This is a genomic window from Bacillus sp. FSL K6-0138, assembly GCF_037982765.1.
Classification (GTDB): domain Bacteria; phylum Bacillota; class Bacilli; order Bacillales; family Bacillaceae; genus Bacillus; species Bacillus glycinifermentans.
The window spans coordinates 3,168,156-3,181,621 of sequence record NZ_CP150286.1; the positions used below are offsets into that span (position 1 = coordinate 3,168,156).

The window sequence follows — 13,466 nt, forward strand, 5'->3', positions numbered from 1 at the left end:
TTGGAGGTTTTACCATGTTGACCAAACACTCTAAAGATCAGCGTGAACAGCTTGAAGTCTTTGCCTTAAGTGAGCTTGTACCTGAAGACCATTTGGTCAGGAAGATGGAAGAAGCCATTGATTTTTCATTTATTTATGAAAAAGTTGCCCCTCTTTATTCTTCAAAAGGGCGTCCAAGTATTGATCCTGTTGTACTGATTAAAATGGTGCTCATTCAATACGTGTTTGGTCATCGCTCCATGCGCGAAACCATTAAGCGAATCGAAACTGATGTAGCCTATCGCTGGTTTATTGGATATGGATTCTCTGAAAAAATCCCTCATTTTTCAACCTTCAGTAAAAACTATGAACGTCGCTTTCATGACACAGACCTATTTGAAACAATCTTCTATAAGATTTTACGTCAAGCCATGGATCTCGGCCTCGTCGATCCTTCGGTCGCCTTCATCGACAGCACACATGTCAAAGCGAATGCCAATAAGAAAAAGTTTGTGAAAAAGATCGTAAGAAAAGAAACAAGAGCTTATCAGGAGCAGCTAGATCAAGAAATTAATGCCGATCGCGAAGCGAACGGAAAAAAGCCCTTAAAGCCCAGGCGATGCTTAGAGGAACGAGAAGTAAAGGAAAGTACAACTGATCCTGAGAGCGGATATTTTGTCAAAGGCGAACGAGAACGTCTTTTTGCCTATGGATTTCATACAGCTTGTGATCGGAACGGATTTGTGCTGGGAACGGTTGTTGAGCCTGCCAATATCCATGACAGCCAAGTGTTCGCGTCGCTGTTTCAACAAGTAAAAGAGCGCGTTGCCAAGCCTCATACGGTCGCAGTTGATGCCGGATACAAAACACCGGTTATCGCAAAATTTCTTCATGAAGAAAACGTTCGCCCTGTTATGCCTTACACGCGTCCGCAAACCAAAAAAGGATTCATGAGAAAACACGAGTATGTTTACGATGAATTTTATGATGTCTATATCTGCCCGCAAGACCATATTCTCTCCTATCGCACAACCAATCGGCAAGGTTATCGAGAGTATGCTTCAGATCCAAAACGATGTAAACAATGTCCATTACTACATACATGTACAGAAAGTAGAGATCATCGAAAGATGATTCACAGACATATCTGGCAGGATCATTTAGACGAAGCTGATCATCTTCGGCATACGGAAGAGAATAAACAAATCTATGCCAAACGTAAAGAGACGATCGAACGAGTTTTTGCCGATTTAAAACATAAGCATGGCCTGCGCTGGACAACCCTACGGGGAAAGAAAAAATTGTCCATGCAGGCGATGCTTGTTTTCGCTGCCATGAATCTGAAAAAGCTGGCGAATTGGACCTGGAAAGGTCCTAACCGCCAGCCTTCTGATCGAAATAATAGAATAAAATGGACAAAAACAGGTCGGATTTTAAAAATCCGACCTGTTTTGTCAACGGTCTGAAGCCGCCGGCAATTGCCGGCGGCTTTTTTATCCTTTTACAGACCCGATCAAAATCCCTTTGGCAAAGTGTTTTTGCAAAAATGGATACACCGCTAAAATCGGGAGCGTCGCAATGACAATGACGGCCAGTTTGATCGACTGCTCCGGCGGGACGGCGTTTTCTGCCAGTTCGTTTGTCGTTCCGGTCAGATCAGAAAGGATCGTCACCTGGCGCAGCACCATTTGCAGGGGCCATTTTGCGCTGTCATTGATGTAAAGGAGCGCGTGGAAAAAGTCGTTCCAGATACCGACCGCATAAAACAAGGCGAATGTCGCAACAATCGGTTTTGAAAGCGGAAGTGCGACCCGGAAAAACACGCCGATCTCCGAGCAGCCGTCGATTTTCGCCGACTCTTCGAGCTCTCTCGGCAGCTGCTGAAAAAAGTTTTTAATAATGATTAAATTAAACGGATTGATCGCCGTCGGCAAAATTAAAGCCCAGTAAGAATCAAGAAGTCCCAGCGATTTGACGACGAGGTACGTCGGAATCATCCCCCCGCTGAAAAGCATCGCAAAAATGACGAGGTTCAGCACCAGGTTCCTCCCTTTGACATGCCGCTTGGCGAGCGGGTACGCCATCGTAAATGTAAACACGAGCTGAACGACCGTGCCGACAATCGTGATGAACACAGACACCCCCATGCTCCTGATGAACGTCGGCGTTGAAAACATATAGCGGTACGCATCAAGCGAAAAGGTCTCCGGAAAGATAAAAAAGCTGCGTTCCGCAAGTTCAGCTGTGATATTGCCAAGCATAAAACCGGCGAGGCTTTCGTCCTTCTCTGAAAAAGAACTGCTTCCGTCGTACAGCCCTGTCAGCTGAATATCAGCGATGATAAACACCCCGTTTTGCACATTCCAGCCGCAGGCTTTCAAGCGCTTTTTCAAGCCTTCCTCTGATTCGCCTGCGAAGTGCCCGTGAAGCAGGCGCTGGAAAAATCCGTTTGCCGCTTCAGATGTCTGTTTCATGACCTGGTTTCTCAGCTGTCCGCTCTCTGTCGACATGTCGTTCCAGCGTTTTTCGAGCCAATGAAATTCGTCGCGGTGAATCCTTTTTTTCCCTTCACCTGAGCAAAGCTGAATAAGCCTTGCAACAGGCGAATAGATTTTGTTTGAGGCATACCACGTCAGCAATGCCGCAATCACGATTCCCAGAGCGCTGACCGATGCGACAAGTTTCGAAAAAAACAATACAGGAGCCGTAATCGCCGACATCGGCGATGCAGAGACATAGGTCCATTTCTGATCGAGCCTGGCCATTTGTCCGTAAGACACGGAATATGTCCCGTCCTTCCACTTGATGACAAACGAGCCGTGGTTTCGCGCCTCCCGTTCGATCCGTTCTTTTAAAACGCTTTCAAATGTGCGTTCGCCGCTCTCCTCTGGCTGCTTCCGGTTGAAAAGCAGAGCCGTTCCCTCTGAATAAGGCGAAAGGCTTTCAAGCAGATGCTTCATTTCCTTTCTGTCAAGGGTTAGAATCAAAGCGCCGAACGGTTTTGAGATCCCACCGGGTATTTTGTGGATCAGGGTCATGCCTGAAGAACCGTTGTTCCCTTCTTTCCAATAGACGTTTTGATCCCCTGACAGCAGTGAATCGTAAACTTTCAACGCTTTTTTGTCGGTTATTCCGCTGTATTCGGGGCTCAACAAGAGCGGCTCTGCGCCTTCAATAAACAGCTCGACCCGCTCGATCAGCGGATTTTGATCCTGAAGCACAAACAGCGATTTTGACAGCCGGTATGTCGTTTGAAAGTCTTTCTGCAAATCGGCGCGGGCCAGGCCGTTCATCAGCCGCGTATCATAAGCGAGCTGAGAAAGCATGATCTCAAGGCCTTCAAGCTTGTCATCGATCTGGCTGATCTGCCGTTCGACCTGGCTTTCATGCAGATCCTGAAGCTCTTTTTCAATCTTCGCCGCCGAGAAAAAATAGATGCCTGCTCCCGTCAGAAGACCGGGAATGCATGCAATCAGCAATATCAATACAAAGCTCTTTCTAAAATAGGTCCCCTTTCGCCGTGAAACATGTCTTTGATGCAGCTTTTTCATCCCCATCCCCCCACTGCGATCTAAAACAGATGTTTCTTTATTGGAATACGCGCGATTTGGAGCGGACGACATCGGCCAAAAAGGTCAGCACAAGCCCCTGGCCCCAGCCTTGAATCCGTTTAAACGGCACATCCTTATAGCCCTCGGCATCGGGCATCACCGCGGTTCCGGAGGAAACACGCTCGACCCGGCCGTCTTCGCGGACTGCTTCTGTAATTGCGCTCAAAGATTTTTGAATGTATTTGTGATATAAAGACCCCTTTGCAAGAAGACCTGCAGCAATTCCCGCCGAACCTGAGACCTCAAGATAGGAATCGGGGTCTGTCAGCACCGTATGCCACAACCCGGAAGAATGCTGGAGCCTCGCGAGCGCGCTCAACAGATCTCTCAGCGAACCGTCAATGATCATATAAGACGGGTGTGTCACATCAATCAGCGGCAGCGCCTTGGCCATCGTCAGCGCGGCCCAGCCGTTTCCCCTCGCCCAAAACACCCCTGACAGATTGTGTTTTGCCTGATGATCCCACGCGTGATAATACAAATTCGTGTCCATATCCTGCAAAAATTCTTCATGACCGTGAAACTGTCTGAGACCGTCTTCGAAATAGTCATCATTCCCCGCAAGCCTTCCGATTCTAAGCAAAAACAGCCCGGCCATCATCATCGTATCAACCCATGCCTGTTCAGGAAACACATGTCGTTCCGAGTTGACGGTGTGCTGCAGAATGCCGTCGGCAAACCTTGGGGCTTCATGAAGAACGTAATCGGCCATCTGCTTTGCGGTATCAAGATAGCGGTCATCACCGGTTGCTTCATATAAGGACAAAAGCGTGTGCCCGATTGAGACGCCGTTGACCGAAAGCTTCGGCAGGCCGTCTTCTAGCCTTTCATCGATCCATTCTTTCAGAAGGCGAAGGTATTCTTCATTTTTCGTGGCTTCATACGCTTCAGCCACGCCGTAAAACGCAACACCTCCGGGCCAGTCCCACTCAAAATCCATTTCAAACGTCCGCTTGACGATTCGATCGATGATTTCATAAAGCTTTTCTTCATCAAAAACGAGCTTCGGCATACATATCTCTCCCCTTTTTTATTTTAATCCGCTCATGCTGATCCCTTGAACGATCGATTTTTGGAACAGAAAAAACACGAGAATGACGGGCAAAAGCGAGACGACCGACATCGCAAACATCGCTCCCCAGTTCGACGCCGTTTCCGTGTCTAAAAACAGCTTCAGCGCCAGCGAAACGGGATAAAGCTCCGGTTTGTTCAAATAAAGGACCGGATTGATCAGCTCCTCCCACTTCCAATAAAACGAAAAGATCGCAGATGTCGAAAGCGCCGGGGCGATCAGCGGCAGAATCACCCTGAAAAAGATCCCGAAACGGCTGCAGCCGTCGATTCTTGCCGCTTCGTCGAGTTCAACGGGGATCGTCCTGATAAACTGGATCATCAAAAAAATGAAAAACGCGTGCCCGAAAAACTGCGGAATGACGATCGGTTTGAATGAATTGAGCCAATCAAGCTTCGCAAAGATGATGTACTGCGGAATCATCAGCACTTCGTGAGGCAGCATCATCGTCACCATCATGCAGGCAAACCAAAACGCCTTTCCCTTAAACGGAATGCGCGCGAATCCATAAGCGATAACCGCAGAAGACGAAACGGCGCCGATTGTCGATAATCCGACGATGATGAGCGAATTTTTGATAAATGTAATAAACGGCTGTCCGGCGATCCCTTTCCACCCTTCTGCATAATTGGATATGACAAACGGATCGGGGATCAGAGAATGCGATGTAGCGAAAATGCCCGCGCTTTCTTTAAACGAGCTGACCAAAAGCCAAATAACCGGATACAGCAAAATAAGGGCAAGGCCTCCCGTGAGGATATGAAAGGCGATCCGGCCCGTTTTTTCCTTCCCGGCCGGAACCAGAATAGCCTCTCTTGCCATTTCCTTTGCCGGTTCCATCCGTCATCCCTCCTTTGATTCGTAATGCACCCAGAGCGAAGATGTTTTAAATAAAATGAAGGTCACAAGCCCGATCAGAATGAGCATTACCCATGCCATTGCAGAGGCATAGCCCATTTGGAAGAAGTTGAAGGCCCGCTGGAACAAATACAGGGAATAAAGCAGCGTCCCGTCAAGCGGGCCGCCTTCGCCCTTCGAAATGATGTAGGCCGGCGTAAAAGTCATGAACGCGGAAATCGTCTGCATGACGAGATTGAAAAAGATGATCGGGCTGAGCAGCGGCAGCGTAATCAGGAAAAACCGCTGTATTCTGTTTGCCCCATCGACGCTTGCCGCCTCCTGATACATCGGCGGAATATTTTTCAGACCCGCAAGAAAAATCAGCATCGATGAACCGAACTGCCACACTGACAAAAGGATCAACGTCCACAAAGCACTCGTCGGGTCCTGGTACCAAAGGATCTTCTTATCTATTCCGATAAAAAACAAAAGCGCATTGATCACACCGTCGTTGCCAAACACGTTGCGCCACATAATCGCGACAGCCACGCTTCCGCCGATGATCGAGGGGAGGTAAAAGAGCGTCCGGTAAATCCCCACTCCCTTTTCCGCCCTGTTTAAGATCACAGCGATGAAAAGCGCAAATGCCAGCCGCAGCGGCACGCCTGCGAGCACGTACGTAAACGTCACTTTCAGGGAGCCCCAGTACTTCTCATCATCCGTCAGCATCGTTTTGTAATTGTCCAAGCCGACCCACTTTGGCGTTGTGAACAGGTCGTAGCTCGTGAACGACAGAAACAGCGATGCGCCCATCGGAATCACGGTAAAGCAGAGAAATCCGATGATAAACGGAGAAATAAAGGCATAGCCCGCCAGGTTGTCATTCCATTTCTTCACAGTTGCATCCTCCTAAACGATAAGGCTTACTTCGCTTGATTTCGTTTCAGTATCTCGTCCGCTTCTTTTCTGAACTTCGCTGCGCCCTGTTCCGGCGTGATTTTTTTAAATAAAATCTGATCTGACGTATCTTTGAGCAGCTTGATCACCTCTGCGCTGCCGACAGGCTCCGGCGGGTCGCCTTCTCCCGCATGCTTTGCTGCTCTTTCAACGTATTCAAAAATCTTTTTCTCCTCTTCATTCAATTTTGCTTTGACAGATTCAGCCGCTTTTGCCGATACCGGAACCCCCCGCTCACCCTTCATGAGGGCGTTCGCTTTTTCTCTGTTGACGAAAAAATCGATAAATTTGGCGGCTTCTTTTTTATGTTGAGAGCTTTTCGGAATCGAAAACAGCATGCTCGGGCGCAGAAACAGCGCTTTTTCGTCCGACTGCCCAGGCGGCAGTTTGAGAGACAGAGGTGCATCTGTGAGCTGGGCAAACGCCGAATATTGATTGGAATAGTTCCAGGTCGCCGCTGTCCGCCCTTTTACGATAAAGTCGTCTTCCATTCCTTTCACTTGCGCGCCTTCGTCAGGGGTCGGAGAAGCCTGGACATTGACAAGCTTCACCTGCCGCTTGAAATAATCGACAAACAGCTTGTCATCGGCGTAGGCAAGGCCTGTCCCGTCTTTTTTATAAAAGCGTTCACCCTTCGTCCTGAGATAATAAGGGAAAAAGACGTCCGGCGGGTTCATGCCGTTTGATCCGTATTGGTCTGTCTCCTCCCGGACCTTGAGCGCGAACTTTTCATAATCGTCCCATGTCCAATTGCGATCATCGATTGTAATGCCGGCTTTTTTGAGAAGATCATCGTTCGTAATCACCGACAGAACGTTGACGCCAAGCGTAAAGCCGTATAGTTTGCCGTCGATCTTCCCGCCTTCTGTAACCTTTTCATCGATTGAATCCGTCTTGATCGTTCCGTCTTTTACATAAGGCGTAAGATCTTCAAGCTGTCCTTTTTCCCCGTATTGTGATAAATACGCGGTATCCATCTGGATCACATCTGGAAGCTGGTTTGCGGCGGACATCGGCGCAAGCTTTTTCCAGTAGTCGTCCCAATTGGCAAACTCCGCTTCAATGTTGACATTCGGATGTTCCTTTTCATACATCTCAATGATTTTCGTCGTATAGTCATGCCGCGGCTGTCCGCCCCACCAGGCGACCCTGAGCGTAATCGATTGTTTGCCTCCGCCGCCTGAAGTCTCTTCACTGCTGGAGCTGCATCCCCAGAGGCCGAACAGCAGCATTGCGCATGCAACAAATTGTACAATTCTCCTCATCCAACATCCCCCTCTTTTTGTAAGTGCTTACATTTATTTTAATGACAAATCTCCCCCTCCAAACACTCAAAAAACAGAGAAGAATGTTAAAAAAACAGAGAAATCGGCAAAAAAGCCGCCGGCTTTGCCGACAGCTTTCGTCACGGTTTTTCTTTCTTACTCCGGTATTCGGACGGCGTATAGCCGGTATATTTTTTAAAGACGAGACTGAAATATTTTGGATTGTCGCCAAATCCCGCTTCCTCGGCCAAGCTGCTGATTGTGATGCCGTTTTTTTGCTTCATCATGGCGATTGCTTTTTCGATGCGCACTTTTGTGACATAGCTCGAAAACTTCTCGCCCGTTTCCTGTTTAAACAGCTTGCCGAGATAGTCCGGATTCATGTACAACACGTTTCGGGCAGCCCATTTTAATGAGAGCTTCGGGTTTGCGGCTTCTTTTTGAATCAGATCGAGCATTTTCCGGACCAAAACCGATGGCTGAGCACAGGCCGTGATCAGCTGTTTTTCGAGCCGGCCGCGCGCCTTTTCGTATAATGAGGCAGCATCCCTGATTTCCCCGCTCCCGCTCAATGCTGCAGCCGGCACGGTATGAAATTGCTGTTCGGCCTGCTTTTTTACGCGTTCGATTTTTTCCTCGATCAGCTCCGACGGTTCGGCCGCGAACACGACAGCATCGTTCATACGGACGGATGCGATGACCGATGACCCGAGGATGCCTGCTGCGAGCTTTTGCAGTGCGGACAGACGTCCGGAATCTTCAAGGGCAAACAGAATCAGCGCGATGTTCTGCCTCTCGGGAAAAAAACGCAAATACCTTTCGGCAGCCTTTTTGCCGCCTTTGATCAGCTCTTGTAAAGCGTGTTTTCGGATGTGGGGGCGGACGAGCTCCAAATCCGATTTCACCCGTTCTGTAGACTCTTCTTTTTTCAATTCGCTGATCACGCTTGCAAGTGATGCCGTAATGTGTCTTTCATTGCACGGCTTGAGCAAATAATGCCTCACCCCGTATGTCATCGCTTTTTTCGCGTATTCAAATCGGCCAAACCCGGTCAGCAAAATGAACCTTATCGACGGATGGTCGCGGGACACCTTCTCGATCAATTCAAGTCCGCCCATTCCCGGCATTTTAATATCGCTGATCACAATATGCGGACGTTCGCGCAGGATGAGCTGGTATGCTTCCATCCCGTTTTGCACCGCGCCGACCAAAGACGCGCCGAACGAATGCCATTGAATCATGCTTGAGATCCCTTCGAGAATGATACGTTCATCGTCTGCAAGCAGAACTTTGTACATCATCACACCCCGCTTCGAAATGGTATTTTGATCGTAATCTCTGTTCCCTTACTTTTTTCGCTTGAAATGTTCAAACCGTAATCTTCGCCGAACATCAGCTTGATCCGCTCATCGATATTTTGCAGTCCGATGCCTTTGCCCTTTGTTTGCACGAGCCCCTTGTTTGCCTGTTCCAAAAAATTCTTGTCCATGCCTGGTCCGTTGTCTTTCACGGTCAAGTATACGAAGCCGTCCTTTGCGAAAGCCTTGATGGCGATGCGGCAAGGCTCGATGACAGGCTCAAGGCAGTACGTAATCGCATTTTCAGCCAGAGGCTGGAGAATCAGCTTTGGGACGAGGCACGATTTGACAAGAGGGTCGACAGCCACTTCAAACACCAGCCGTTCTTCAAAACGGAACTGCTGGATCGTGAAGTAGTGAAGAACGATGTCAGCCTCTTCCTCAATCGTTAAGACATCTGTTTTCATATTGACCGCATTCCGCAGCAAAAAGCCGAGAGATTCGGTCATCTTTGAAATTTTCGGCTGCCGGTTCGTCTTGGCCAGCCAGTTGATCGACTCCAGCGTATTGTATAAAAAGTGGGGATTGATCTGCGCCTGAAGCGCTTTGAATTCCGTTTCCTTTATCATCAGCTGCTTTTCGTAATTTTCTGCGATCAATTCGTTGATCCGTTCAACCATCGTAATAAACGTCCGGTTCAACACGCTGACTTCGTCCTGGCGTTCAGGCGGCGGCTTAAAGAGCGGCTGCGTTTTAAAATCGCCCTTTTGCACATGCTTCATCGCGGCGACCAGCTTTTCGATCGGGCTTGTCAAGCCTCTGGCGATTTTTCTGCCGAACAGGACGGCTGTCAAAAAGAAGAGAATAAAAAGGGAGATGAGTATAGCTTTCATCGCAGAGATTTTGGAAAACATCGCATCAAAGGGAATCAGGCTCCAGTATGTCCAATTTTCATAGGGTGATGTGACATATGACATAAAAAAGCGGCTGCCGTTATTCTTCACGATTGTATATCCGTTTTGAACATGGGAAGATAAACGGGGCGGGTCGATTTTTTGTAAAGGGCTGTCCGAAAAAAAGGTGTGCCGTTCATCCGACATGGCAACCTTGCCAGCGCCTTCCTCCCAATCCTTCGGGAGATCGCCGACAATGCCTTTTAAGTCCGCCACGATCAATACGATTCCCAGATGGTCAAGATTCAGCTGTTTGTACGACCGGATTTCCCTGACTGATAAAAGCTCGCCGTTTGCGCCGGGCTTTGTCACCCATACGTTTCCCCCTTTCATGCGGGCCGCTTGCTTTGTCAATCTGCTGATTTGCCGTTTTAACGCTTCAGAGGAGTTTGCCCCGGCCGAGTATTCCGTTCCAAATGCGTCGACTAAATGGATCGACTTGATGTACCGCTTTGATCCCGTATATTCGGCAAGCTGATCCCAAATCTCCCGTTTGATCCGGTAGCGGCCGTATTTGTTCTGGTCATGTCCCGCTTTTAAGAGGTTCGTTTGAATGTTTTGATCTGTCGCGATTTGATATGACACGTCTTCGATCTTTTTCAGCTCATCTTCAATGCTCTTTGACGACATCATCAAAACTTGCGACGATTTCCGGTAAATTTGCTGATCATACATGCGGAAAGCGTACTGAACGCCGCCCAACATCAAAATCAGCGAAATCGCCATGATAAAGGAAATGAGGATAAACAACTGATCTTTAATTTTTAAATGCTGAAACCTGTTCACTGGACGTTAGCACCTTCATTCGCGCATGAAGGTCTCATGGCGGACGTCAAGCGCGCGGAAAGCGCGAAACGCCAGTTTTGTCAATACGAGGCTTAAAGCGCTGCCGCTGAAAAACAAGAGACATGTGACATGAAATAAGGTGAGCAGCACGAAGCCGATCGCACTTACGATCATTAAAAAAGAGACGAGCGGGCGGGCAAAACCGATCATGAAGCTGTATTTCAGCGCTTCGATCTGGTTCATCTCATAGTGGACATAGATCGGGAAAATGTAGGAGAGGATGATGGCATATATGATAAAAAGGCTGATGAATAAGCTTATAACGGCAGGCTGATCGAGAAAACAGACGGCGGCGATTCGAAAATCGACGTACAATAAAAGAGCGGTAAGGGACAGGATCAGACCGAGTATGACCGATCTCCCCCACCCTTTTTTAAATTCTGTATAAAACGTCTGAAAAACGGGGATATCCGTATTGCCCATCGCCCATTTTCTCGTCACGGCAAACATGGCGCAAGTCGCCGGAGCAAGCCCGAATACGATCAATCCCGCAGCTGAAAAACCGATCCACAGCATATTCAGAAGCGCAAGCCTCATCACCCACTCGGAAAAGCGGTAAAATCCGTTCGACAACACGTGAATCATAATAAATAACCCTCCCCTTTTGTAGAAAACGCTTACATTTTGTGGAACAGAGTCTGATTTTGTATATTTCGCTTCCTGTTTGATAAATCCTTCTTTCTGAATGACGAAAAATGGGAGCTAAAAGCTCCCATCACCCGTTTTTACGATGAACAAAAGACTTTCAGCTGCTTAGGCCGGACGTACAAATCCTCGCCTACTTTGATTTGCAGCTTCAAAAAATCGTCTTTCGTTAATTCGATTTCAATGATATCCCCTGTATCGGTTCTCCTCAGCTCAAGCTGAACCGTCGACCCGATTGCGCGGATGTGTTCCGCCTTACAATGAATTCCGCTGTCATGGTCCGGCGTTTTTTCGACAATAAAGTGGTGCGGCCTGGCAAACCCGATACCATTGGCAGCAGTCTTTACGGTTTTCACATCTCCCGGCAACTCAAACTTGAAATTCCCATCGTAAATATATCCGCTGTCAAGCCGGCCTTTGAATTGGTTGACCGTACCGAGAAAATCGTACACGAACGGGTTCTCCGGCATTTCATACACGGCCTCAGGCGTGCCGACTTGCTCGATCCTTCCGTTGTTCATAATCACGACGCGGTCTGAGATGTCAAGCGCTTCCTCCTGATCATGGGTGACAAAAACGCTCGTAATATGAAACTCGTCGTGCACTTTTCTGAGCCAGCGGCGCAGTTCTTTTCTCACCTTTGCATCAAGGGCGCCGAACGGTTCATCAAGAAGGAGCACCTGGGGATTGACGGCAAGGGCGCGGGCGAGAGCCACCCTTTGCCTCTGCCCGCCTGAAAGCTGGGAAGGATACCGTTCGCCAAATTCTTTCAGCCTGACGATGTTCAGCAGCTCATCGACCTTTTGCTTGATTTCTTTTTTCGAAAGCCTTTCTTTCCGTGGACGAACTTTCAGTCCATAGGCCACATTTTCAAAAACGGTCATATTGCGAAAAAGGGCGTAATGCTGAAAAACAAAGCCGACATTGCGGTTTTTCACATGTACGTTTGTCTGATCAGCCCCCTCAAACAAAATGTTTCCCCGATCAGCTTGTTCAAGCCCGGCGATGATCCTGAGCAGCGTCGTTTTCCCCGATCCGGACGGCCCCAACAAGGAGATCAGCTCCCCTTTTTTGATTTCAAGATTGATATCTTTTAACACATGAAATTCACCATACGATTTGGAAACATTTTTGATTGATATACCCATTGTTACCTAAGCTCCTTTTCCTGCCGTTTTTGTCTTTTTTTCGAGTATGTTCTTCAGCACCAGCGTAATTAATGCCAGGATGGACATTAATGAAGCGACGGCAAACGCGGCTGAAAATTGGTATTCGTTATATAAAATTTCGATGTGGAGAGGCATGGTATTCGTCTCTCCTCTAATATGACCGGAAACGACGGAGACGGCGCCAAATTCGCCGATCGCCCTCGCCCCGCATAAAATCACGCCGTATAAGAGGGCCCATTTGATGTTCGGCAATGTGATGTACCAAAAGGTTTTCCAGCCCCCCGCCCCGAGGGTCAGCGATGCCTCCTCCTCAGCCGATCCCTGGCTTTGCATGAAAGGGATCAGTTCGCGCGCAACAAACGGAAGCGTCACGAACAATGTCGCCAGCACGATTCCAGGCAGAGCGTAGACAATTTTGATGCCGTGGTCAATCAGCCACGGACCGAACAGCCCTGTTGTGCCAAACAGAAGAACGAAAACAAGGCCGGCGATCACGGGCGAAACCGCAAAAGGCAAATCGAGCAATGTGACAAGAATGTTTTTCCCTTTAAAATCGTATTTTGTGACAAGCCAGGCGGCTGCGATGCCGAATACGGCAGAAAGCGGCACTGTTATCGCCAGCACAAGCAGCGTCAGCCTGATGGCCGCCAAAGCGCCCGGATCTGAAATCGATGCGAAATACACATCCGCTCCTTTTTCAAAAGCCTTAATAAAAATGGCGGCAAGAGGCATGAGCAAAAAGACGGATAAAAACAGATAGACGATGGCGATGGAGAACGCCCGCACCGTTTTCGCGCCTGAAGATGGACTCGTTTGACTTGCGTTTTGCAT

The 13,466-nt window shown here is 48.4% G+C and carries 10 protein-coding genes and 1 pseudogene; 1 reads left to right on the top strand and 10 read right to left on the bottom strand.

Features of this window, described 5'->3' with window-relative positions:
• Positions 1 to 14 precede the first annotated feature (14 nt).
• Positions 15 to 1,445, top strand: a complete 1,431-nt coding sequence (locus tag MHB78_RS16780; protein WP_340032995.1) for an IS1182 family transposase — start codon at positions 15 to 17, stop codon at positions 1,443 to 1,445.
• Positions 1,446 to 1,472: 27 nt separating this feature from the next.
• Here the strand turns inward: MHB78_RS16780 and MHB78_RS16785 are convergent.
• The 10 genes and pseudogenes from MHB78_RS16785 to cysW form a co-directional block, all read right to left on the bottom strand.
• Positions 1,473 to 2,222, bottom strand: a pseudogene (locus tag MHB78_RS16785) (carbohydrate ABC transporter permease); the annotation flags it as partial.
• 1,345 nt (positions 2,223 to 3,567) lie between these two features.
• Positions 3,568 to 4,602 carry a glycoside hydrolase family 88 protein gene (locus tag MHB78_RS16790; protein WP_046131120.1) on the bottom strand — a complete coding sequence of 345 codons (1,035 nt, stop codon included), beginning with the start codon at positions 4,600 to 4,602 and terminating at the stop codon, positions 3,568 to 3,570.
• Positions 4,603 to 4,620: 18 nt separating this feature from the next.
• Positions 4,621 to 5,502 carry a carbohydrate ABC transporter permease gene (locus MHB78_RS16795; RefSeq protein WP_046131121.1) on the bottom strand — a complete coding sequence of 294 codons (882 nt, stop codon included), beginning with the start codon at positions 5,500 to 5,502 and terminating at the stop codon, positions 4,621 to 4,623.
• A 3-nt stretch (positions 5,503 to 5,505) separates the two neighbouring features.
• Complete coding sequence (locus MHB78_RS16800) at positions 5,506 to 6,399, bottom strand: sugar ABC transporter permease (RefSeq protein ID WP_046131122.1); 894 nt, start codon at positions 6,397 to 6,399, stop codon at positions 5,506 to 5,508.
• Between the two features lie 26 nt (positions 6,400 to 6,425).
• Entirely contained in the window at positions 6,426 to 7,724 is a 1,299-nt protein-coding gene (locus MHB78_RS16805) for a sugar ABC transporter substrate-binding protein (protein ID WP_046131123.1), read from the bottom strand.
• Between the two features lie 140 nt (positions 7,725 to 7,864).
• Positions 7,865 to 9,022 (bottom strand): response regulator, encoded by a 1,158-nt coding sequence (locus MHB78_RS16810; RefSeq protein WP_046131124.1) that lies wholly within the window; start codon positions 9,020 to 9,022, stop codon positions 7,865 to 7,867.
• A gap of 2 nt (positions 9,023 to 9,024) precedes the next feature.
• The gene (locus tag MHB78_RS16815) at positions 9,025 to 10,761 is read right to left on the bottom strand and encodes a sensor histidine kinase (protein ID WP_046131125.1); all 1,737 of its coding nucleotides are present in this window, start codon (positions 10,759 to 10,761) and stop codon (positions 9,025 to 9,027) included.
• A gap of 15 nt (positions 10,762 to 10,776) precedes the next feature.
• The gene (locus tag MHB78_RS16820; RefSeq protein ID WP_046131126.1) at positions 10,777 to 11,406 is read right to left on the bottom strand and encodes a YesL family protein; all 630 of its coding nucleotides are present in this window, start codon (positions 11,404 to 11,406) and stop codon (positions 10,777 to 10,779) included.
• 140 nt (positions 11,407 to 11,546) lie between these two features.
• Entirely contained in the window at positions 11,547 to 12,614 is a 1,068-nt protein-coding gene (locus MHB78_RS16825) for a sulfate/molybdate ABC transporter ATP-binding protein (protein WP_046131127.1), read from the bottom strand.
• A 6-nt stretch (positions 12,615 to 12,620) separates the two neighbouring features.
• Positions 12,621 to 13,466 (bottom strand): sulfate ABC transporter permease subunit CysW, encoded by an 846-nt coding sequence (cysW, locus tag MHB78_RS16830; protein WP_046131315.1) that lies wholly within the window; start codon positions 13,464 to 13,466, stop codon positions 12,621 to 12,623.